The organism is Vibrio sp. Y176, from assembly GCF_033438945.1.
The window spans coordinates 1-21,574 of record NZ_JAWOQS010000016.1 but is presented as its reverse complement, the minus strand read 5'-3'; the positions used below and the strand labels follow the sequence as shown (position 1 = coordinate 21,574).

The following is a 21,574-nucleotide window of genomic DNA, read 5'->3' as shown; positions in this document are numbered from 1 at the left end:
CACTTCTTTTTGAGGGTATTATGAAGTTGAAACTATTGACCTTTGCAATGCTTGCGACCGTGTCCGCCAACGTATTGGCAGCCGATGTCATTAACCATAAATCGCCATACTGTGGCTGTTGTGGAGAATGGACAAAACACATGGAAGAGAACGGCTTTACGGTCGAAGAAAAATTGCACGATGACATGAACGCCATCAAACGCGATCTAGGCATCAAGAATGAACAGCTTTACTCTTGCCACACGGCAGAGATCAACGGCTATCTGTTTGAAGGTCACATTCCAGCCGAAGACATTAAAGCGTTTTTGAAAAATCCACCACGTAACGCAAAAGGCCTATCAGTACCGGGCATGCCAATGGGCTCCCCTGGTATGGAATATGGCGACAAAAAAGACAGCTACACCGTTTACGCCTTTAACGAAAAAGGCCAAGTGTTCGAATATAGCCACCACGAAGGCAACGGCAAATAAAAACAAAGCCCAGCGAGACAAACCGCTGGGCTTTTTCTTAATGGACAGTTAAGACAAATATAAAATTAGAAGCCGTAAGAGGCACCAAATACAAAAGCATTATTCACTAGGCTGTCACCACTCGCGTTTTCTGCACCGTGTGCTTGACTACGGAACTCAAAGTAAGGTTGAACACCTTTACGAGTCCACGTTGCACGAAGCTCGTGGTCCATGGTTTCCGCTTCAATCATGTAGACGTTGTTGTAGCTTAGCGTCACATCCTCATTCATCACGTAACCGATGCGGTTGTCCATGCGGTAATCTGTATCCGCATCTGCGTCTGTCGCATCAATGTGCGCACGAGTACGGTTACTTAAGGAGATGCCGTTATCGAAGTTGTAACCGATCTTAACCAATGGACGGTACTGTACATTCTCGCCAGCAGAGAACAGGTGTTGGTAACCAGCGGCAACCCATAAATGATCGGTAATATTAAATGACTGCTCACCACCCACAGTGATTGCTGGTGTTGTGTTACCTGCGCCACCGTTTTCTGTTTCCAGTTTACCCAACTGAATACCATCAAATTCGGTGTAAACCGTAAAGCCGCCGAATTGGTTATCAAAAGTATGACCAGCTTCCAGTGTAGACGTAACGTCCGAACCATGAATTCGACCATCATCGTGGAATTGAACATTACCTGTTACGTAAGAAGAACCAGCAAAAGCGCTAGAAGCGAAAGCGAGAGAAAGAGCACTCAGTGCAAAAATGTTTTTCATAATTACTGCCTTTATTTATTCACGTTATGCGATAGTTTTAGAGGGCATCTCTTCCCTTTTATCGCAAACTTTGGAATGTGCCTCCTTGGCGTTCGCAATATTGTTTCAATTAATTCGCGATGGAAAATAAAACATTTTAAAAAGTGATCTTGTTCAAACCGACGCTCAACAACCCTGATAAAAACATGGAAAATACAGGCACTTATCGTATTTTTATAAAATTATTCAAAAAATAGAAGTGTGATCGTAAACAGATAATTTATTGATATTTAGCACATTAAGTCGATCCAGTTCACAATAACCTTGACCATTACAACCCAAAACTTATTTATCAATGAAAAATAATTAGACATCGATCACGCTTAATTTCCTTAAAAAATAAAGAAAGCCCCAACATGATGTTGAGGCTTTGCCAAAAAATTAACTTACAAGAATTGAGTTATTTCACACTGGTCACTCGACTTGCTTTCTCACCGGTTGCTGACACGGAACGGATAAACACTTCACCTTTCACATTTGGACGAGCATTATCTGCGTAAGTTAGCCAGTTCTTGCCGTCTAGAGAGTATTGAAGCGTCACCCCTGGGAACTGAACGTTCATTGCTAGCTTGCCATCTTCTACTTTCGCACCTGGTACAGGCAGGCGGTAGTCGATACCTGATTTTTCTAGCTTAGCCAGTTCACGTTGGCCAAGTACGTTCGCAAAGCGGTTGTAGTCTTGGTTTAGCGCGACTTTGTCTACTAGGTTAGAGTTTTGCGAGTATTCAACACCCACTTTGTAGTCGTTTTCCCAATCAGCACGGTGCCATGCACGCTCAGCGGCTGCTAGTACGCGAGGGAATACCATGTACTCGTATTGCTCGTCGTTACGTACTGTCTCAGACCACAGCTGTGCTGATAGACCATAGAAAGGTTTCGCTTCGATTTCACCTTTACCAGTGAAGCCGTTACCATCGCGGTCTACAGAGGTTTCTGCGTTCTGAGGCATGTTCTCTGGTGCAAAACCAAACATCTTACGAGTATCTGTTGCACGCGTCGCCCAGTAGTAACCACGCTCTTTCGGGTCAACTTCGTACGGCATGTCCATGTATACGTAGTCTGGGTTAGAAACGATAACGTCGTAACCTTTCTTAGACCATTCGTACACTGATGATGTGCCACCCCAGTAAAGAACGTCCCAGAAGTTAACACGCGTGTTTTCTGTTGCGAACGCTTTCTCACCTTCACTGTACTTAAGGCCATCTTGCCAAGCTTGGAAGTTTGGAATGCCTTTCTCTGCCACCATCTTCGACACTTCTTCTGCAAAGTGGCTTGGTAGATGAGCAAAATCGCTTACCGTACCGTCTGCAATTAACGCCTGACATTGTGGTGACTGTGCGAATGGCTTGTCTTGCTTAGACAAATCAATGTTACCCTTCCAGCTTACTTTGTCTTCTGCGTTGATGTCTTGCAGACCAGCGCCTAGCTTGATGTTCTTCGCTTCGTCACCACCAAAGTGCCATGTTGTTAGCGGCGTGCCCGCTTCTTGGTGCATTGCTGCTACTTCTGAAATCACTTTATCAACAAAGCGAGTTGAAGATTCCATACATGGGTTGATGAAGCTTTGCTTGTTGTAGAACTGAACCGTCGTTACGTTCGATGTATCTTGAGGATCCATCAGGCGATACTCGTTCGCTTCTGCTTCTTTACCTTCTTCCATTAGACGGTCGTAACGTGCTTCCATTGATACCACTGCTGCACGAGCGTGTGCTGGCATATCGATTTCAGGAATCACTTCGATGTTACGCGCTTTCGCGTACTTCAAGATGTCCACGTAGTCTGCTTTGCTGAAGAAGCCAGAACCAAAGTTGTCTGTCGTTGCACCTGAGCCAAGCTGAGGCAGTAAACAGCTTTTCTCGTCCAAATCGAAACAACGGTTAGCACCCACTTCTGTCAGCTCAGGCAGACCCGGGATTTCCAAACGCCAGCCCTCATCATCCGTTAGGTGAAGGTGTAGTTTGTTCATCTTGTACGCGGCCATTTGGTCAAGCGTTGCAAGAATCGCGTCTTTAGAGTGGAAGTTACGAGCCACGTCCACCATCACACCACGGTAATCAAAACGCGGCGCATCTTTAATAGACAGTTGTGGTAGAGAATCAGCATTTTGGCTATCTACCAGGCCAAAGATAGATTGTACTGCGTAGAAAGCACCTGCTTGGTCAAACGCTTTAATCGCAATACCGTCGCCTTTGATGCTCATTTCGTAAGCACCAGATTTTGCCAATTCACCGGTGAAGTCTGCAGGAACAACAGTGATGCTTACAGGAAGATCACCACGAACATCCACACCTACCACTTCTGCACGACCTTGAATTGCTGCGTATTGAGCCGCATCGAATGCGTCTTTAGGCAGCGCAATACCCGCCGCGATATCTACCGTACCTTTACCTGCTTCAACAGACATTGGCGTTGGTAGTAACGTGGTTGATACGTCTTGTTTTGCTAGATCTTCGTTCTTCTCGAAACGAGACACAGCGCTCGCAAATACGTTGTTGTCATCTGGCGTACGTTTTAGGTTGTTACCCTCAAGGCCAGTCACGAAAGATGCAACGTCTTCTGTGTTAAGAGAAGCGATCATCTTAGGCTCTGCATTTGGCGCAGCAACGAAAGCGCCTGGCATGAAGTCGGTTTCAAAGAGCTGCCAGTATTCAGCAACAAGAGGAAGCACAACCTCTTCACCCGCAGCAAAACCATCAAACTTATCTGTTGGTTCTAGTTTGTGTAGATCACCCGTTACGCGAGAGATTTTAAACTGTTCGTTTTCAACATCCAGAATCAGACGAATGCTATGGAAGTAAATAGCCCAATCTTTTGAGTCAACCGCTTCACCTTGGTTAACCAGCGTCATGTTTACCTTGTTACAAGACGCCCACTCAGCCCCTAAGTCCTGACAAGCAAGACCTTCGTTTGCTCCGTGGTTAGTCAACACTTGGTATTGAATATCAAGATTATTAGCCAACGAATTTACAACTTGTTGTTCAGAGCTTTGCAGCGCAGAGCAACCTGCTAATGTAGTGATAACAGAAACAGCAATCAGACTAGGTTTAAACATCTTACTTCCCCAAAAAAGTCAGTGGTTCAAAACGACAATGATAAAAATCTCGGCCCCTCAAATGCGAGGTACCTAACCGTTACATTCAACATACAACCTGTTATTTCTAAGCGTAAAATAAATAGAAATAGGAAGTGATCCAGCTCAAAAAATGACACTCAGCAAAAACAATAAAAACCTAATTTTCATGGAGTTACAATACACGTCAAAATCGAACAACTTGTTTTGACGAGTTTGCTGCGATCTAGGTCACTTATATTCATGAGTTACGACTGATTTTGTAAGATTTGGATCACGCCTAATTATTTTGTGAACCATTAGTAAGCGAATTACCTATTTACCTTTCGTGAAGTGACTCTCATTTATTCGTCGTCAAAACTCGTCAATATTTTTAGAAATGACGATTTTGTCGAATACCCCACTGGAGAAATTGCACTTAACCTCACGCTATTTTGCGTATAAAGTTTAAAGGTATCTTATCTGAGGACCATTCTATGTTTCGTCTCTTGACGCTCATATCATCTCTACTTGTTACTTTGACTCCTTTTTCCTCTTATGCAGAGCCACAACATTGGTTAGCGAAAAAAGGGGAAACCGAACTTATGATTATTGGCTCGGTACATGTGGGGGATAAAACGATGTACCCACTCCCTAGAACGGTCATCCAGCATTTAAGCCAAAGCGCAGGGTTGATTATTGAAGCAGACGTCAGGAATTCTGAAGGCTTGGTTTACCCACAAACAACCATTCTTTCTAAAGATGTTTTAGACAGAGCTCAACGTCGCCACTTAATTGAAATTGCCCAAGATTTAGGTTTGCCAGAAACTCAACTCCTAAATTCCCCACCTTGGATGGCGGCATTCACCATCCAACTCGCTTTAGTCAACAAACTGGGGTATGTCTCTGATAAAGGGGTCGACATGCACTTAATAGGACTCGCTGATAAAAAGCAAATTCCGGTCATTCCACTGGAGTCCGTGCAATTCCAAATCGATTTAATCGCAGGTCAATCAGAAGGCGGTAAAGAGATACTCCTCTCGTCAATTGAAGAATATGATGGCGGAGAAGAGTTGGTTCAATGCTTGATAGAGAGTTGGAAGACTGGTGATGGTAGCATGTTGGTCGAAGCCTCTTTGACCGATCATACAACAGAAGAGTTTAACCAAGCCTTTTTATACGAGCGTAATCGAGATTGGGCTAAAAAACTCGACACTGGCAGTGTTCTACCTCAGCAATCGGGTCGTTACACCGTTGTTGTTGGTGGCTTGCATTTAGTAGGTAAAGATAACCTGATTGAACTGCTTAAAAATCGGGGATTTAACATCAAACCACTGGGTAAGACGCGCCAAGCAAATTGTGATATCTAGTGATTGTTTGAAAAATGCCATTTAAATACAACCATTTAAAATTCATTCAAACTTTCTTATAAAACGCCGTTAAGCTAAGTGGATACAAAACAACTCATATGAAATTTAAATATTTATTCCTATACACGATTGGAATTATGCTCACTTCTTCGCTGTCTTATGCTAAACCGCCATGCAACGTAGAAGCTTTTCAAGCTATTGATATAACTCCGGAAGTAAAAGGCGGTGTTTTAGATAAAGAGAGTGGTCAATTTCTTATTACCGAAAAACCAATGATGCGTTGCGCGAACATCACGTTTTCAACAGCCCACACTCGAAATCGCGTTGCACACATGATGAACCAAGGCTTTGAAGCGGTTTACTATGATGGAAATACAAGCAAATCTCACTCAGTAACGTTTGATGAAGACGATTTAAAAGCGGGTTACGTCAAGATTGGGCCAAATCACCCAAAGACCGCTTATGTCTGTTTCACTACTTCTGAAACTCCTATCAATACTATCTCGTGTGACATCAAGTAATAAATTTACTCGCTCTAAAAAATGAAAAGGCCCTACATTTCTGTAGAGCCTTCCTCTCAATATGTGTCGATGAAGAGCCATGTTCTAACTTCAAGCGAACCCCATTTGGTTCGATACTATTGAAGTCTAAAATTACTAGCACTAAAAACGACGAAAGCCTGCTCATTGAGCAGGCTTTCTAAAAGTGGTCGGTGAAGAGGGATTCGAACCCCCGACCCTCTGGTCCCAAACCAGATGCGCTACCAAGCTGCGCTATTCACCGAGATGTTTAACTGAGGAATTGTCCCCGTCAACGAATGCGTATATTACGGATTCTGAACTTTGGCGCAAGTGCTTTTTACAAAAAAACCTTAGGTCTTAATTCGTTTGATGAATAACTGAACACTAGCACGTAAAATGTGACTGATAACTCACAACAAAATACAGTTTATTAACCTTAGCAACATAATTGATCCAGATCAGTGTGCAACAAGACACCGCCATTTAGTTTATTCCTGTCGGGAACATCTTGGAGGAAACGTATGGACTTTTGGCTTGATCTCCTATTTGGTAATGCAGTGGGTCTATCGTCAATGATAGTAATTTTTGGGGCAATTGGTCTGATGTTATTTTACGGCGGTTTCTTCATATACAAGATCATGAACGACAAATCTCCTCACTAGATCTCGCTTAGCTCTAGAAACGCTTTGCACCGGAGTCGGTTACTTGCCTACTCCGGTTTTTTATTTGATCTCAATGCACCACTCATTGATATAATCCTATTATTCTTCCCTGTTCTTAATGAGATTACTGCTATGTCTCACGACGACGATTTTGATCTATTTCAACAGATGATGGGCGATGTAAAGCCAATCACTCAAGACACCACCGAACACAAAAAAGTACACCAAGTAACAGAAGCACAGCTCGCAAAACGCGAAGCAGCAATCTGGTTAACGGAAGATGACCCAGAATACCTATCACTTGATCACGCTGAAATGCTCAAGCCAGAGGACTTTGTTGAGTTCAAACGTGATGGTGTACAGGACGGGGTTTACCGCAAACTTCGCCTTGGTAAGTATCCAATCCAAGCTCGCTTGGATTTGCACCGTAAAACATTGAAAGAAGCACGTGATGAAGTCGTAAAGTTTTTAAAACAGTGCCTATCAATGGACATACGAACGGTCGTTATCGTCCATGGTCGAGGAGAACGCTCAAATCCACCTGCAATGATGAAAAGCTTTGTTAGCAGTTGGCTACGACAAATAAAGGAAGTCCAATGCATCCATAGTGCGCAACGCTTTCACGGTGGAACTGGAGCCGTTTACGTCCTACTTAGAAAAAGTGCGGAAAAGAAATTAGAAACCCGCGAACGTCACCAAAAACGGTTAGGCTAAATTTCACCCTAATGCTAGAATGCCCGCCCTTATTCTTCCTTCCCCTTAGAGGAAGGGAGCTTCATTCGCCGTTGTGAAACGTTAGGAGACAAAAATGTCACAAGACAACGCTAAACGATTAAATAAATTCATCAGTGAAACGGGGTTTTGCTCACGCCGTGAAGCAGACAGACTGATTGAGCAAGGCCGTGTCACCATTAATGGCAACAAACCTGAAATGGGGACAAAAGTGCTACCTGGTGATGATGTTTGTGTGGATGGTAAGCCAGTGGCAGCAAAAGAGAAGCCGATTTATATCGCTCTCAATAAACCAACAGGCATCACCTGTACAACTGAGAGAGACGTCCCTGGAAACATCGTTGATTTCATCGGCCACCAAAAACGTATCTTTCCGATCGGCCGCTTAGACAAACCCTCTGATGGTCTGATCTTTTTGACCAACGATGGCGACATCGTGAACAAAATCCTTCGCGCAGGCAACAGCCACGAAAAAGAGTACGTCGTACGCGTGGACAAGCCAATTACAGGCGAGTTTCTCAAACAGATGTCGAGTGGCGTTAAGATTCTCGACACAGTCACCCTACCTTGCAAGGTAACAAAAGAGACTAAATTCTCTTTCCGTATTGTGCTCACTCAAGGACTTAACCGTCAGATCCGTCGTATGTGTGAAGCGCTGGGCTATGAAGTATTCAAGCTGCGTCGCGTACGCATCATGAATATCTCTCTTGATGGTATTCCGAATGGGAAATGGCGTTATCTAAGTGACGAAGAAGTGGCAGAGATCCTAGCAATGTGTGAAGGCTCGGTAGGTACAGAAGAAGCATCAAAAACAGACTCTAGAGGTCGCAACATTCGTAAAGCGACCGACGCGAAGCTGTTTGATAGCCGAGAAGAAAACCAAGATTCTACTGCTCGTCGTAACCAGAAGACACGAACTTTCCGCGGTAACAATGCTGATGAATTCCGTCATGCACCAAACTCGAAAAAAGGTCAACAAAAGCGTCGTCAGCGTGATGATGAAGGCGGACGTCCAGCTAAAGAACATTACAAAGCGAAACCACAAGGTGAACGCAGCAGACCGCAAGGCGAGCATAGTAAATCACACCGTAAACCAGATGCATCGAGCAATACGCATTCAGCAAACAAGCCTCAATCACCGAGTAAGCCCAAGCAGCATTACATGAACCCAAATGCCGCGAAACCAAGTAAACCAGCTAAACGCACTGGTGGTACATTGAGTCTGAAGAAGTAACGCTTCACTGACAGGCAAGATCAAAAAAGGACGCTCATGAGCGTCCTTTTTATTTGTCATGAGTTTACAAACAAAGAGGTGCAAACTGACCGCGAGTTAAGCTCAGCAAATCTCTCGGGGCTAACTCAATTTCTAAACCACGTTTACCAGCACTCACACAGATTGTGTCTTGCTCTACTGCGCTTTCGTGCAAAAAAGTAGGTAAGGCTTTCTTCTGCCCTAGTGGGCTAATTCCACCAACGACATAACCTGTGGTCTTTTGCGCGATTTCCGGATCAGCCATATCGGCCTTTTTGCCCTTCGCTGCTTTCGCCGCCAGTTTTAGGTTCAGCTTTTGATCAACAGGGATAATCGCAACCGCAAGGTTCTTTGGCTCCCCGTTCAAGCAGAACAACAAGGTTTTAAATACTGTTTTCGGATCCTGTCCTAGCACTTCAGCAGCTTCTAAACCATAACTATCGGCTCTAGGATCGTGCTCATATTGATGGATGGTGTGTGGAATTTTTTTCTTTTTCGCAAGATTAATGGCCGGAGTCATCAAGATTCTCCTCATAAAAACAAAAAGCGCAGACTGAATTGGATCTGCGCTTTTAGTTAATGATATCAGCGAGTTTGAGTCAATCGCTTTTTCTCTGTTGGGTTACTGATCAATCGCCGTATCAACTAAATACGTGATTTCACCTGAAGGGGCATACTCATTAACATCAATAGGGCTGTGTGTTTCTAAATAATCCTTCAGAACCTCAGCATCGGTAAAACCTGTATTTACATACCCTGGATGATCGTCGATTTTAGGGTAACCATCTCCACCAGCAGCATTATAGCTTGGTACTGTAAAGCGGTAATTACCATCTAAGCGAAGTTGCTTATTACCAATAAACACATTGGTTACCTCACCATTATTGATACTCATCGCAATGCCAGCAAACTGTGCATAAGCACCAGAGTCAACAGGCTTAGTTGCAACGACATTTAGATAATCTAATACCTCTTTACCCGTCATATCAACGTAAGAAACCATATTGCCAAATGGCTGAACAGTGAGCACGTCTTTATAAGTAATATCACCCGCAGCAATCGAATCTCGAACACCACCAGAATTCATTACAGCAAAATCTGCTTTCGCACGTTCCATGTGAGCCGTTGCAATTAATCGGCCTAAGTTTGTTTGCTGGTAACGAACCACATTGCGGTCACCCTCAAGCTTACCGTTAGATTCTGCAATCTTCACGTTTAGCTTGCCCTGACCTTTCTCTTGATAAGGACGAAGAAACTCAAGCATCATTTCGTCTTGTTTAATCTCATCTTGGATCAAGACTCGTTGCGAATGACCATCAACTTTAATTTTCTTTTTCAAGTTTACAGGGATTAGATCGTAGCTCACCATCGAGAGTTCGCCATTACGAAACTCGTAATCGGCGCGTCCCACATATTTCCCCCACTCATGTGCCTGAACAATAAAGGTACCATTTTGTTTATCGGGCTGACATTCATCACCTGGTTTAAAGTTCTTTTTGATAACGTTTGGACCTTCCATGCACACAGGTTCTTGTGAGTGTCCTCCAACGATCATGTCGAGATCGCCGTCATTCAAATAACGAGCTAACGCCACATCGCCAGGAGCATTGATGCCTCTATTACCATTTTCATAGTGTCCCATATGCGTGACAGCAAAAATCAGATCTGGATACTCTGTCTCTTTCAGTTCTGCAATCAACTTCTTGGCTTCTTCTTTTGGGTCACGGAAGTCAATTTGTTCAATGAATTCAGGGTTGCCAAGTTTCGCTGTGTCTTCGGTTGTAAGACCAATGACCGCAATTTTAATGCCCTGCTTGTTAAACATCGCGTATGGTTGGAATAAACGCTTGCCAGTATTTTTATCGTAAATATTGGCAGACAACATCGGAAAGTTTGCCCACTCTTGCTGCTTGAATAGCACGTCCAATGGATTATCAAACTCATGATTACCTAGAGCCATCGCATCGTAACCAATTTTGCTCATGCCTTTAAAATCCGGCTCGGCATCTTGTAAATCAGACTCAGGTACTCCTGTGTTGATGTCACCACCAGAAAGCAGTAACACGCTGCCCCCCTCATCCTGTATTTCTTCGCGCAAATCATCGATTAACGTTTTACGCGCCGCCATGCCATATTCACCGTATCGATTTTGCCAAAAGCGACCATGATGATCGTTAGTGTGCAACACGGTCAATTTATAGGTTGTATCGGCATTCCATTCTGGTGCAGGTTGCGTAGCACACCCAGCTAACGAGGCCAAGATAGCGGCACTCAAAACAGTTTTGATCATCAGACGCTGATTCATTTATTTACCTTTTTCTTATTGGGATTACTGACGCACATTTTAAGCATTCGATCTATTTGAAAACCACGTGCACCCTAACACATTGATTTAATAATTATGATGCATTGTTTAGCAATAACAAATTCATCAGTAACAAGTTTGAGAATTTACAGTTTTTCAGATAAAAAAATAGCCAACACTCGGTTGGCTATAGTATTTGTTACCACCAGTCATCTGGCGTTTACTTGATATCGATATCTGCAAAGCTCTTGATTAGATCATCAAGCGATTTCATTTGTGCTAAGAATGGCTCTAACTTGTCTAGAGGCAGTGCAGATGGGCCATCACAACGCGCTTGGTCTGGGTTTGGGTGCGCTTCGATAAATAGACCTGCGATGCCTGTCGCTAGACCCGCTTTTGCAAGCTCAACTGTCTGCTCACGACGGCCGCCAGATGCTGCGCCTGATGGGTCACGCATTTGTAGTGAGTGCGTTACGTCAAAGATGATTGGACTACCTTTTGAAGCATTTTTCATCACACCAAAACCAAGCATATCTACAACTAGGTTATCGTAACCGTGGCAAGAACCGCGCTCACATAGGATGATCTTGTCGTTACCGCATTCTGCGAACTTCTCAACGATGTTACCCACTTGACCAGGGCTCATAAATTGAGGTTTCTTCACGTTTATAACCGCACCTGTTTTGGCCATAGCTTCAACAAGGTCAGTTTGACGAGCTAGGAATGCAGGAAGCTGAATAACGTCTACCACGTCAGCGACAGGTTGAGCTTGCGCTTCAGTGTGAACGTCCGTGATGATCTTTACACCAAAAGTGTCTTTCAGCTCCTGAAAGATTTTCATGCCTTCTTCCAGACCTGGACCACGGTATGAATGAACAGAACTGCGGTTTGCTTTGTCAAACGACGCCTTAAATACGTAAGGAATACCAAGTTTTTCCGTTACTTTTACGTAGTGCTCACAGATCTGCATCGCAAGATCACGAGACTCAAGAACGTTCATACCTGCAAATAGGGTGAATGGCTTGTCGTTAGCAACCTGAATGTCGCCGATATTAACGATTTTCTGTTCCATTTTGATTCTCTTTTTCTGTCCACGATACGCCACAGTTCGGCACATCGATAAAATTAGTGAAGTGTGACGTGCGTTTCACTCATCACATTAACTTGTGATTTTAGTAGCTCGGAAGCCGGATCGTCAGGGCATTGGTCAATAAAGTACTGAAAATCTGATACCGCTACTTGAGGGCACTCTAGCTGTTGGAAAATAAAACCACGGTCACGAATTTCGTATGGATCATCTGGCACAAACGTTAGAGCAAGATTCGTACAACGTAATGCCAGCGTATAATGCTCTTCGCGCAACATCGCACTTTTAATCAACGCCAACCAGCGACCAATAATTGTTGGGTTGTCAGCTTCCTCAAAATGTTCAGGCTTTAGCTGAGCTAGCGGTCCTTCTTGGCCAATAAGCCAAGCTTGAAGAATCCTTTCACCTACATACTCACCATTAAATGGGTTGATGTAGTCTGGCTTCTTATGCATCCAGTCGACTTTTAACAGGAACTGAGTAGGGAAAGTAACTCCCTTCAACGGGAACCCCAGCTTTTTGCCTAGGTATAACAAAATCGAACCTAAGCTCACAGGAATACCTTTTCTGCGCTCCAACACTTTATCGATGAAGCTGTTGTCCGAAATAAAGTATTCCTGCTCGTCGCCTTTGAATCCCCACTCGTGGAAAAACAGTCGTAGGAATGCATCAAATCGTTGCTCTTCATCGGTTTCATGAACAAGCGTGGCTTCTGCATCTTTGTAAAGACGCTCTAACTCTTGTTTCGCCCAATGTACTTTGGTTTCTGGGTTAATCGCTTTGTTGAGCTCAAGCGCACCTTCCACCAACGGTATATTGTCAAAATCTTCGTCAAAAAACTCTAACATGACGTCTTATCCAAATAACGTAGGGCTCTTAGACACAGCAATGTTTGCAGCCATGACCAACCAACCTAATGCGCCGAAAAAGCCAAATATCTTCAGTAGGTTGTTTTTCGCAAGTTTCAATGAGAAGAATCCAAGCGCAATGTACGCCAGTACGCAGGTGATTTTGTTTGTTAACCACGGTGCGGCATCGGTAAACGGGATGAAACCAGTAATGAAAATAAGCGCGATACCTGACACTAGCAATGCAGTATCAACGATGTGGGGAAACACTTTCAAAAAGCGATTATTTCGCTTCGGTGAGTTCATCATCATTAACACGAATCGGATCGATAGTAGCGTCGCGCTGAGAGCGATCGTCACTAAGTGTATGTGTTTTAGAGCTACGTACATTTTTCTTCTCTTTTTAGTTAGTGTTTGCTGACTTCCATGATTAACTGGCCAGACAACCAAGTGTTACTCGATCGTTACCGCCATAATCTTTTTCCGTAGCGACCTGTTGGTAACCAAAGCCACGCATTATCTCACGCACCGCCTCACCTTGATCATAACCATGTTCAAATGCCAGCCAACCGCCCACTTCAAGATACTGACGAGCAAGATCCGAGATATGACGAATATCAGCTAAGCCATTCTCTTTAGCAACTAATGCAGATTTTGGCTCAAAGCGCACATCACCTTGGGATAAATGTGGATCTTTTTCATCAATATATGGCGGGTTGGAGACAATTAAAGCAAACTTCGTACCTTCTGTAATAGGCTCAAACCAACTGCCTTGAGCAAAGGTCACATTTTTGATGTTTAGCTGCTCAGCATTGTACTCTGCAAGTGCTTTCGCTTCTTGCTTAAGGTCTACGCCCATCACTTGACGCTTTGGCATTTCAGATGCAAGCGCGATGGCGATAGCTCCCGTCCCCGTTCCAAGATCTAAAATAGGCCCAGTTTGCTCGTAGGTCTTATCGAGTGCAACTTCGACCAAACGTTCTGTATCCGGTCTAGGTATCAGGGTAGAAGGAGAAACTTTAAACGGTAAAGACCAAAACTCTCGCTCACCAATAATATAAGCGACGGGTTCACCAGTTAAACGTCGTTCAAGTAGAGCGTCAAACTGAGATTTTTGCTCTGCTTCTAACGCTTTTTCTGGCCAGGTCAGCAGGTAAGTTCGTGGTTTGCCAAGGACATGGCAAAGGAGTACAGCTGCATCGAGAGAAGGCGACTCTTTGCCGCCTTCTGCCAGTTTCGCCGTCGCACTTTTCAGTGCTTGCTCAATCGATTGAACTTGGCTCATCGATTAGCCGTTCTCTGCGAGCGCCGCAAGTTGGTCTGCTTGGTGCTCTTGAATCACAGGATCAATCAAGCTCTGCAGGTCACCTTCCATCACTTCGTTCAAACGATAGATGGTCAGGTTGATACGGTGATCAGACACACGACCTTGTGGGTAGTTGTATGTACGAATACGGTCACTACGGTCACCAGAACCTAGAAGGTTACGACGTGTATCAGACACTTCTGCGGCACGACGCTCTTCTTCCGCTTGAACGATACGAGCAGCAAGAACCGCCATTGCTTTCGCTTTGTTCTTGTGCTGTGAACGCTCATCCTGACACTCTACTACCGTACCCGTTGGTAAGTGGGTAATACGGATTGCAGAATCCGTGGTGTTAACGTGCTGACCACCCGCGCCAGATGCACGGAACGTATCGATTTTCAGGTCTGCTGCTTTGATTTCTGGCAGATCCGCTTCAGGGATTTCCGCCATTACTGCTACTGTACAAGCAGAAGTATGCACACGACCTTGAGACTCTGTTGCTGGAACACGCTGTACACGGTGACCGCCTGACTCAAATTTCAACACGCCGTACGCACCGTCGCCGCTTACTTTCGCGATCATCTCTTTGTAACCACCGTGCTCTGCCTCGTTTGAAGACATGACTTCGATGCGCCAGCCACGCTTTTCTGCGTACTTGCTGTACATACGGAATAGATCACCCGCGAAGATACCCGCTTCGTCGCCACCCGCACCTGCACGAATTTCTAGGAAACAGTTACGATCATCGTTCGGATCTTTTGGCAGAAGAAGAATCTGTAACTCATCAGTAAGACGCTCAATCGTCGCTTTCGCTTCTTTGATTTCTTCTTGCGCCATTTCACGCATTTCTTCGTCGTCTTCGTTTGCCATCTCTTCAGCGGCGACAAGATCTTCTTGTGCTTGTTGATAAGCTTGGAAGCACTTGGTTACTTCTTCTAGCTGAGAGTACTCTCTTGATAGAGCACGGAATTTGTCCTGATTTCCAATTACATCAGGATCACCAAGAAGATGTTGAACTTCTTCGTAACGTTCTACTAGCGTTTCTAGCTTAGTCAGAATAGAGGCTTTCATAGTGTCGTTTTCTTAATAAAAAGCGTGAGTTATAGATCATCCAAGCCAAGTGTTTGGCGGATAATCGTTAATTTTGCTGGTTCGCCTTGCTCTGCTGCACTTTGCAATGCGCGAGTTGGAGCGTGAATCAGTTTGTTGGTGAGTTTATTACTTAGCTCGCGCAGCACTTTCTCCGGATCTGCGCCTGCCGCTAAAGATTGCAAACTTTTGCTCAGTAACTCTTCACGAATTTCGTTGGCTGATTTGCGATAGTCGCGAATACTATCGACGGCTTGCAGTGAACGCAACCATGTCATAAATGCAGCGCTTTCTTCACTAACAATCGCTTCAGCTTGAATCGCTTCGACTTTACGCTGCTCAATGTTGCTGTCGATGATAGATTGCAAGTCATCAACAGAATACAGATATGCGTCGTTCAGTTCACCGACTTCCGACTCTACATCTCGCGGCACCGCAATATCGACTAACAAGATAGGTTGATGTCGGCGCTGCTTTAGAGCTGTTTCGACCATACCTTTGCCAATAATAGGCAATGGGCTCGCCGTTGAGCTAATCACAATGTCCGCTTTCGCCAAATGTTCAGGAATTTCGTTCAAACTGATCACTTCTGCGCCAAATTGGTCCGCTAAGCCTTGCGCGCGCTCTTTAGTGCGGTTCGCGACAATCATTTTTGTGCAACCGTTGGACGCTAAATGCTTCGCGACCAATTCAATCGTCTCGCCCGCACCAACTAAAAGCACGGTTGAATCTGATAACGACTCAAAAATATGTTTTGCCAGTGTACATGCCGCATAAGCCACGGACACGGCATTACCACCAATATCTGTCTCTGTTCTTACCCGTTTGGCGACTGAGAACGTCTTTTGAAACAGTTTATCAATCGAGGCATCGACAGCTTGATGATCTCGCGAGTCAGAAAATGCTTGCTTTACCTGCCCCAAAATTTGAGGCTCACCCAACACCAGAGAGTCAAGACCGCACGATACGCGCATCAAATGCTTTATTGCAGCTTGTTCTTCATGAACATACAAACTCGGCATTAAATCTTCGCGGCTCACTTGATGAAATTGAGCAAGCCAATCGATCAACTTGTTTCGCGCTCCTTGCTTAACATCGCAGTACAACTCAGTTCGGTTACAGGTTGAAACAATCACACTGCCGTTAACCGCTTCGTGCTCTCTAAGTTGCTCGAGTGCAGGGCCGAGTTTATCCGGACCAAACGCCACCTTCTCTCGCAAGTCGACAGACGCTGTATTGTGATTAATTCCAATAGCAAGCAAGGACATCTAACGTGGTATCTCTGGGATAGGTTATAAAATAGGTCCAGAATTTTACTGTAAGCACGCATTTATTGAAAGGGTAAGCCGGATTTGTTTTCCTAAGTGCGACTTTTCAATGCTATAGTTGTGAGCGATTCCCGATGAAACTGATTAATAAGCCATCAAACATGACGTTACGCTCCTTTATTCTTTTTTTCTTGTCGAGCTTACTGCTCGCTGGTTGTTCGTCCGTTCCTGAAAGTGTTACCAGCGTTGAATGGCAAGCTCATGAGCAGCGACTCGAAACCATCCAAGATTTTCAAGCAACGGGGAAACTTGGTTATATTGGCCCAGACCAAAGACAAAATTTAAACTTCTACTGGAAACATTCTTCAGCACTAAGCCAGTTGCGTTTAACAACGATTCTCGGACAAACGGCATTAAAGCTCACCATCACCCCACAAGGCGCCACAGTAGAAACTTACGACGATCAGGTCCTTTCTTCTCGCAGTGCTAACCAGCTGATTTACCGTCTTACAGGGTTGATGATGCCCGTCGATCACATGCCTGACTGGCTATTAGGTCTACCGACCGATGCCGACAAATTCCAACTGTCTCCAACCAATACACTGCAAGCGTTAAACAAACAAATTGGTTTAAATGATTGGAGTATTGCATATCAACGATATGGCGACGTTCAATGGCATGAACAGTCTCTCCCTCTGCCAAATAAGCTGAAACTCACCACAGCTGATGTCAAAATAAATCTAGTGATCACAAAATGGAACATCACCCAATGATTGAACTTTCAACACGCTGGCCATCACCAGCGAAATTGAATCTCTTTCTATATATCAACGGCCGTACAGAGAATGGCTACCACGAGTTACAAACCTTATTCCAATTCGTCGATCACGGCGATGAGCTCACTATTCAAGCGAACTATTCTGGTGATATTACGATTTCTCCAGAGATAGAAGGTCTGCCTCTTCAAGACAATTTAATTTGGAAAGCAGCAACCGCGCTTCAAGCTTACTCAAACTGCCCTTTTGGCGCGCATATTGAGCTACAGAAAGTGCTGCCTATGGGTGGGGGAATTGGTGGGGGCTCATCGAATGCAGCTACAGCATTAGTGGCACTGAATTACTTATGGCAACTGAATCTAACTGACGACGAACTGGCTGAAATTGGTTTAAAACTGGGCGCAGACGTGCCCGTATTTGTGCGCGGATTTGCAGCTTTTGCTGAAGGTGTTGGTGAAAAACTCTCTCCTGCTTATCCCGAAGAAAAGTGGTATTTAGTCGTCAGACCGAATGTATCTATCGCAACCGTCGACGTTTTTTGTCATCCAGATTTGACGCGAAACACCCCAAAACGAGATCTAGAAACACTTTTAAATACGCCAAGCGTAAACGATTGCGAAAAAATTGTACGAATGCTCTACCCAGAGGTTGATAAGCAACTTTCTTGGCTGCTACAATACGCGCCGTCAAGATTGACGGGGACAGGATCTTGCGTTTTTGCTGAATTTTCGAGCAAATCTGAAGCAGAAACTATCCTTGCACAACTCTCTGATAAAGTCTCGGCATTTGTCGCTCAAGGGCGCAATATTTCGCCATTAAAAGAGACTTTGGCTGAATACCAATCAGCCTCACACCGACCTATTTAAACTGGACGCAAACCCGAGGTTTCCACCGTGCCTGATATGAAGCTATTTGCTGGTAACGCAACACCTGAACTAGCCCAACGTATTGCTGATCGTCTTTACATCTCTCTTGGTGATGCATCTGTTTCTCGCTTTTCTGATGGCGAAGTTGCAGTTCAAATCAATGAGAATGTTCGTGGTAGCGATGTTTTCATCATTCAATCCACTTGTGCACCGACTAACGACAACCTAATGGAATTGGTTGTTATGATTGATGCAATGCGCCGTGCTTCAGCAGGCCGTATCACTGCAGTTATCCCTTACTTCGGCTACGCTCGCCAAGACCGTCGTGTACGTTCTGCGCGTGTGCCAATTACTGCAAAAGTTGTTGCTGATTTCCTATCTAACGTTGGTGTTGACCGCGTTCTAACTATCGACCTACACGCAGAGCAAATTCAAGGCTTCTTCGATGTACCTGTAGACAACATCTTCGGCACGCCAGTGCTACTTGAAGATATGCAGGCTCGCGGTCTAGATAACCCTGTAGTGGTATCTCCTGACCTAGGTGGCGTTGTTCGTGCTCGTGCAACAGCAAAAGCACTAGGCGACATCGACATCGCAATCGTAGATAAGCGTCGTCCACGTGCAAACGTTTCTGAAGTAATGAACCTAATCGGTGATGTTGAAGGTCGTGACTGTGTGATCGTTGATGACATGATCGACACAGGTGGCACACTATGTAAAGCAGCTGAAGCACTAAAAGAGCGCGGTGCTAAGCGTGTATTCGCTTACGCTACTCACGCAGTATTCTCAGGCAACGCTGCGGATAACATCAAGAACTCCGTTCTTGACCAAGTTATCGTAACTGACTCTATCTCTCTGTCTAAAGAGATGGCTGCAACAGGTAAAGTGACAACACTAAGCCTATCTCGCATGCTGGCTGAAGCGATTCGTCGTATCAGCAACGAAGAGTCAATCTCTGCAATGTTCAACTAATACGAACATTTCAGTTACACTGATTTCAAAAGCACCCCTCTTTGGGGTGTTTTTTTATTTGTACTGATAACTAGAAAATCCCTTGGTCGCCCACCGCGAGTTTTCTGTGCTATCATACTGCGCTTTTTGAGATTCCAGAGAGATCCTAACCTTGAGTCAACAAATCAAACTTCTTGTTGGTCTTGCTAATCCAGGACCAGAATACGCCAGAACTCGTCACAATGCGGGCGCTTGGGTTGTAGAAGAATTAGCACGCGTTCACAACGTTACACTGAAGAACGAACCAAAGTTTTTTGGTCTAACAGGACGCATTATGGTCAATGGCCAGGATCTCCGTTTGCTTATCCCAACCGCCTTCATGAATCTATCAGGTAAATCGATCGCAGCGCTTGCGAAATTTTATCAAATTAAACCTGAAGAGATCATGGTTGCTCATGACGAGCTAGACTTACCGCCAGGTGTCGCTAAGTTTAAAAAAGGTGGGGGTCACGGTGGACACAACGGTCTGCGTGACACCATTAGCAAACTGGGCAATAACAAAGATTTTTATCGTCTTCGTATTGGCATTGGTCATCCGGGACACAAAGATAAAGTGGCGGGTTTTGTATTAGGTAAAGCGCCAGCTAAAGAGCAAGAGCTTTTAGATGCAGCAGCTGATGAGGCTGTTCGTTGTCTAGATATCCTGATTAAGGATGGCCTATCTAAAGCACAAAATCGCCTCCACACGTTCAAAGCTGAATAAGGTTACTATCATGGGTTTTAAATGTGGCATCGTTGGTCTACCTAACGTAGGTAAATCAACTCTGTTCAACGCACTAACTAAAGCGGGTATCGAAGCAGCAAACTTCCCGTTCTGTACCATTGAACCAAACACTGGTGTGGTTCCTGTGCCAGATCTACGTCTAGACGCACTAGCTAAGATCGTTAACCCACAGAGAGTTCTTCCAACGACGATGGAGTTCGTGGACATCGCTGGTCTTGTTGCTGGTGCATCACGTGGTGAAGGTTTAGGTAACAAATTCCTAGCTAACATCCGTGAAACAGACGCGATTGGCCACGTTGTACGCTGTTTTGAAAACGAAAACATTGTTCACGTTTCAGGTAAAGTTTCACCTATCGAAGATATCGAAGTGATCAACCTTGAACTTGCAATGGCTGACCTTGATTCTTGTGAGCGAGCGATTCAACGTAACGCGAAGAAGGCAAAAGGCGGCGATAAAGACGCAAAATTTGAACTAACCGTACTAGAAAAACTGTTACCAGTACTAACTGAAGGCGGCATGGCACGCACAGTTGAGCTATCTAAAGAAGAGTTAGCAGCAATCGGCTACCTAAACTTCCTAACACTGAAGCCAACTATGTACATTGCAAACGTAAACGAAGATGGCTTCGAAAATAACCCATATCTAGATGCGGTTCGTGAGTTCGCAGAAAAAGAAAACAATGTCGTTGTACCTGTATGTGCAGCTATCGAATCTGAACTATCTGAACTAGAAGATGAAGATCGCGAAGAATTCCTAGCAGATATGGGGATCGAAGAGCCGGGCCTGAACCGTGTAATTCGCTCTGGTTACGAACTACTGACTCTACACACCTACTTCACAGCAGGTGTTAAAGAAGTACGTGCTTGGACAATCCCTGTTGGTGCAACTGCGCCTCAGGCGGCAGGTAAGATCCACACTGACTTCGAGAAAGGCTTTATTCGTGCAGAAGTAGTCGGTTACGACGATTTCATCCAATTCAATGGTGAAAATGGCGCAAAAGACGCAGGTAAATGGCGTCTAGAAGGTAAAGACTACATCGTAAAAGATGGTGATGTTGTACACTTCCGCTTCAATGTTTAATTAAATGAATGAATTCTAAACACTTCATTGACACTAAAAGCCAGCTGTTAAGCTGGCTTTTTTAATACCTTAAGTAAATGAACAAAAATAAATTACGCAACTGCAAGCTAATTTATTTCCAGTTTTAGATCATAAACACGCCTCTTTGTTTAAAAAGGAAGCGAACGAGGTTTTTTCCGAAATTTATTAAAAAAAACTGTTGACGGATCTCACTCAACTTCGCATAATGCGCGCCGTTCCCAACGACAAGGCAACAAAGCGTTGAGAACAAAAAATATGGTTTTGGCTACGTAGCTCAGCTGGTTAGAGCACATCACTCATAATGATGGGGTCACAGGTTCGAATCCCGTCGTAGCCACC

Annotated in this window: 21 protein-coding genes and 2 tRNA genes; 12 read left to right on the top strand and 11 right to left on the bottom strand. The window is 44.5% G+C overall.

The annotated features are described in order from the left end of the window. Positions 1 to 20 precede the first annotated feature (20 nt). Entirely contained in the window at positions 21 to 470 is a 450-nt protein-coding gene (locus tag R7O13_RS22245) for a DUF411 domain-containing protein (RefSeq protein ID WP_151514570.1), read from the top strand. 65 nt (positions 471 to 535) lie between these two features. Here R7O13_RS22245 and R7O13_RS22240 read toward each other — a convergent pair whose 3' ends face one another. Next, positions 536 to 1,228 (bottom strand): oligogalacturonate-specific porin KdgM family protein, encoded by a 693-nt coding sequence (locus R7O13_RS22240; RefSeq protein WP_005382004.1) that lies wholly within the window; start codon positions 1,226 to 1,228, stop codon positions 536 to 538. Between the two features lie 439 nt (positions 1,229 to 1,667). Then, positions 1,668 to 4,319, bottom strand: coding sequence for a beta-N-acetylhexosaminidase (locus tag R7O13_RS22235; RefSeq protein ID WP_222712412.1), 2,652 nt, complete (start codon positions 4,317 to 4,319; stop codon positions 1,668 to 1,670). 494 nt (positions 4,320 to 4,813) lie between these two features. Here R7O13_RS22235 and R7O13_RS22230 point away from each other — a divergent pair, with 494 nt between their 5' ends. Together R7O13_RS22230 and R7O13_RS22225 are read left to right on the top strand one after the other, a co-directional pair. Next, positions 4,814 to 5,686 carry a TraB/GumN family protein gene (locus R7O13_RS22230; protein ID WP_213912485.1) on the top strand — a complete coding sequence of 291 codons (873 nt, stop codon included), beginning with the start codon at positions 4,814 to 4,816 and terminating at the stop codon, positions 5,684 to 5,686. A gap of 137 nt (positions 5,687 to 5,823) precedes the next feature. Then, entirely contained in the window at positions 5,824 to 6,207 is a 384-nt protein-coding gene (locus R7O13_RS22225) for a hypothetical protein (protein ID WP_005384085.1), read from the top strand. Positions 6,208 to 6,392: 185 nt separating this feature from the next. Here the strand turns inward: R7O13_RS22225 and R7O13_RS22220 are convergent. Continuing rightward, a tRNA-Pro gene (locus tag R7O13_RS22220) sits at positions 6,393 to 6,469 on the bottom strand. Positions 6,470 to 6,728: 259 nt separating this feature from the next. On the opposite strand from R7O13_RS22220, the gene R7O13_RS22215 reads away from it, so the two are divergent. From R7O13_RS22215 to rluF, 3 genes are all read left to right on the top strand, one after another. After that, on the top strand, positions 6,729 to 6,869 hold the full coding sequence (locus tag R7O13_RS22215; RefSeq protein WP_005382236.1) for a DUF3149 domain-containing protein: 141 nt from the start codon (positions 6,729 to 6,731) through the stop codon (positions 6,867 to 6,869). A 132-nt stretch (positions 6,870 to 7,001) separates the two neighbouring features. Then, the gene (gene smrA, locus R7O13_RS22210) at positions 7,002 to 7,583 is read left to right on the top strand and encodes a DNA endonuclease SmrA (RefSeq protein WP_213894378.1); all 582 of its coding nucleotides are present in this window, start codon (positions 7,002 to 7,004) and stop codon (positions 7,581 to 7,583) included. A gap of 94 nt (positions 7,584 to 7,677) precedes the next feature. After that, complete coding sequence (gene rluF, locus R7O13_RS22205; RefSeq protein WP_213901876.1) at positions 7,678 to 8,835, top strand: 23S rRNA pseudouridine(2604) synthase RluF; 1,158 nt, start codon at positions 7,678 to 7,680, stop codon at positions 8,833 to 8,835. Positions 8,836 to 8,899: 64 nt separating this feature from the next. On the opposite strand, the gene ybaK is transcribed toward rluF, so the two are convergent. The 8 genes from ybaK to hemA form a co-directional block, all read right to left on the bottom strand. Beyond that, positions 8,900 to 9,373: a Cys-tRNA(Pro) deacylase gene (gene ybaK / locus R7O13_RS22200; protein WP_154204786.1), complete on the bottom strand. Its 474-nt coding sequence runs from the start codon at positions 9,371 to 9,373 to the stop codon at positions 8,900 to 8,902. Between the two features lie 102 nt (positions 9,374 to 9,475). Then, positions 9,476 to 11,158 (bottom strand): bifunctional UDP-sugar hydrolase/5'-nucleotidase UshA, encoded by a 1,683-nt coding sequence (gene ushA, locus R7O13_RS22195; RefSeq protein ID WP_213912484.1) that lies wholly within the window; start codon positions 11,156 to 11,158, stop codon positions 9,476 to 9,478. 220 nt (positions 11,159 to 11,378) lie between these two features. After that, on the bottom strand, positions 11,379 to 12,230 hold the full coding sequence (gene kdsA / locus R7O13_RS22190; RefSeq protein WP_005384095.1) for a 3-deoxy-8-phosphooctulonate synthase: 852 nt from the start codon (positions 12,228 to 12,230) through the stop codon (positions 11,379 to 11,381). A 53-nt stretch (positions 12,231 to 12,283) separates the two neighbouring features. After that, positions 12,284 to 13,093 carry a SirB1 family protein gene (locus R7O13_RS22185; protein ID WP_005384098.1) on the bottom strand — a complete coding sequence of 270 codons (810 nt, stop codon included), beginning with the start codon at positions 13,091 to 13,093 and terminating at the stop codon, positions 12,284 to 12,286. Between the two features lie 6 nt (positions 13,094 to 13,099). Beyond that, positions 13,100 to 13,483 carry a SirB2 family protein gene (locus tag R7O13_RS22180; RefSeq protein WP_005382225.1) on the bottom strand — a complete coding sequence of 128 codons (384 nt, stop codon included), beginning with the start codon at positions 13,481 to 13,483 and terminating at the stop codon, positions 13,100 to 13,102. A gap of 40 nt (positions 13,484 to 13,523) precedes the next feature. After that, positions 13,524 to 14,378, bottom strand: a complete 855-nt coding sequence (gene prmC, locus R7O13_RS22175) for a peptide chain release factor N(5)-glutamine methyltransferase (RefSeq protein ID WP_017634841.1) — start codon at positions 14,376 to 14,378, stop codon at positions 13,524 to 13,526. 3 nt (positions 14,379 to 14,381) lie between these two features. Further along, entirely contained in the window at positions 14,382 to 15,470 is a 1,089-nt protein-coding gene (gene prfA / locus R7O13_RS22170; protein WP_005382222.1) for a peptide chain release factor 1, read from the bottom strand. Between the two features lie 29 nt (positions 15,471 to 15,499). After that, on the bottom strand, positions 15,500 to 16,756 hold the full coding sequence (gene hemA, locus R7O13_RS22165; protein ID WP_005384104.1) for a glutamyl-tRNA reductase: 1,257 nt from the start codon (positions 16,754 to 16,756) through the stop codon (positions 15,500 to 15,502). Positions 16,757 to 16,890: 134 nt separating this feature from the next. Here hemA and lolB point away from each other — a divergent pair, with 134 nt between their 5' ends. The 6 genes from lolB (at position 16,891) to R7O13_RS22135 (ending at position 21,572) form a co-directional block, all read left to right on the top strand. Continuing rightward, complete coding sequence (lolB, locus tag R7O13_RS22160) at positions 16,891 to 17,529, top strand: lipoprotein insertase outer membrane protein LolB (RefSeq protein ID WP_017634843.1); 639 nt, start codon at positions 16,891 to 16,893, stop codon at positions 17,527 to 17,529. Continuing rightward, positions 17,511 to 18,398: a 4-(cytidine 5'-diphospho)-2-C-methyl-D-erythritol kinase gene (gene ispE / locus R7O13_RS22155; RefSeq protein WP_373920887.1), complete on the top strand. Its 888-nt coding sequence runs from the start codon at positions 17,511 to 17,513 to the stop codon at positions 18,396 to 18,398. Before lolB ends, ispE begins: the two co-directional genes overlap by 19 nt. Before the next feature lie 27 nt (positions 18,399 to 18,425). After that, on the top strand, positions 18,426 to 19,370 hold the full coding sequence (locus R7O13_RS22150; RefSeq protein WP_005393176.1) for a ribose-phosphate pyrophosphokinase: 945 nt from the start codon (positions 18,426 to 18,428) through the stop codon (positions 19,368 to 19,370). Between the two features lie 151 nt (positions 19,371 to 19,521). Then, positions 19,522 to 20,112 (top strand): aminoacyl-tRNA hydrolase, encoded by a 591-nt coding sequence (pth, locus tag R7O13_RS22145; protein WP_318304717.1) that lies wholly within the window; start codon positions 19,522 to 19,524, stop codon positions 20,110 to 20,112. A 10-nt stretch (positions 20,113 to 20,122) separates the two neighbouring features. Continuing rightward, positions 20,123 to 21,214, top strand: coding sequence for a redox-regulated ATPase YchF (gene ychF / locus R7O13_RS22140; protein WP_005393178.1), 1,092 nt, complete (start codon positions 20,123 to 20,125; stop codon positions 21,212 to 21,214). 284 nt (positions 21,215 to 21,498) lie between these two features. Beyond that, positions 21,499 to 21,572 (top strand) — tRNA-Met (locus R7O13_RS22135). The last annotated feature ends 2 nt before the right edge of the window (positions 21,573 to 21,574 follow it).

Bases quoted from the DNA above. Each gene is read 5' to 3' on its own strand.
- R7O13_RS22180 (WP_005382225.1), bottom strand. From the start codon at position 13,483: ATGTACGTAGCTCTAAAACACATACACTTAGTGACGATCGCTCTCAGC.
- smrA (WP_213894378.1), top strand. From the start codon at position 7,002: ATGTCTCACGACGACGATTTTGATCTATTTCAACAGATGATGGGCGAT.
- R7O13_RS22245 (WP_151514570.1), top strand. From the start codon at position 21: ATGAAGTTGAAACTATTGACCTTTGCAATGCTTGCGACCGTGTCCGCC.
- rluF (WP_213901876.1), top strand. From the start codon at position 7,678: ATGTCACAAGACAACGCTAAACGATTAAATAAATTCATCAGTGAAACG.
- R7O13_RS22230 (WP_213912485.1), top strand. From the start codon at position 4,814: ATGTTTCGTCTCTTGACGCTCATATCATCTCTACTTGTTACTTTGACT.
- prfA (WP_005382222.1), bottom strand. From the start codon at position 15,470: ATGAAAGCCTCTATTCTGACTAAGCTAGAAACGCTAGTAGAACGTTAC.
- R7O13_RS22185 (WP_005384098.1), bottom strand. From the start codon at position 13,093: ATGTTAGAGTTTTTTGACGAAGATTTTGACAATATACCGTTGGTGGAA.
- lolB (WP_017634843.1), top strand. From the start codon at position 16,891: ATGAAACTGATTAATAAGCCATCAAACATGACGTTACGCTCCTTTATT.
- ushA (WP_213912484.1), bottom strand. From the start codon at position 11,158: ATGAATCAGCGTCTGATGATCAAAACTGTTTTGAGTGCCGCTATCTTG.
- R7O13_RS22225 (WP_005384085.1), top strand. From the start codon at position 5,824: ATGCTCACTTCTTCGCTGTCTTATGCTAAACCGCCATGCAACGTAGAA.
- ybaK (WP_154204786.1), bottom strand. From the start codon at position 9,373: ATGACTCCGGCCATTAATCTTGCGAAAAAGAAAAAAATTCCACACACC.
- prmC (WP_017634841.1), bottom strand. From the start codon at position 14,378: ATGAGCCAAGTTCAATCGATTGAGCAAGCACTGAAAAGTGCGACGGCG.
- hemA (WP_005384104.1), bottom strand. From the start codon at position 16,756: ATGTCCTTGCTTGCTATTGGAATTAATCACAATACAGCGTCTGTCGAC.
- kdsA (WP_005384095.1), bottom strand. From the start codon at position 12,230: ATGGAACAGAAAATCGTTAATATCGGCGACATTCAGGTTGCTAACGAC.
- ispE (WP_373920887.1), top strand. From the start codon at position 17,511: ATGGAACATCACCCAATGATTGAACTTTCAACACGCTGGCCATCACCA.
- R7O13_RS22240 (WP_005382004.1), bottom strand. From the start codon at position 1,228: ATGAAAAACATTTTTGCACTGAGTGCTCTTTCTCTCGCTTTCGCTTCT.
- R7O13_RS22215 (WP_005382236.1), top strand. From the start codon at position 6,729: ATGGACTTTTGGCTTGATCTCCTATTTGGTAATGCAGTGGGTCTATCG.
- ychF (WP_005393178.1), top strand. From the start codon at position 20,123: ATGGGTTTTAAATGTGGCATCGTTGGTCTACCTAACGTAGGTAAATCA.
- R7O13_RS22235 (WP_222712412.1), bottom strand. From the start codon at position 4,319: ATGTTTAAACCTAGTCTGATTGCTGTTTCTGTTATCACTACATTAGCA.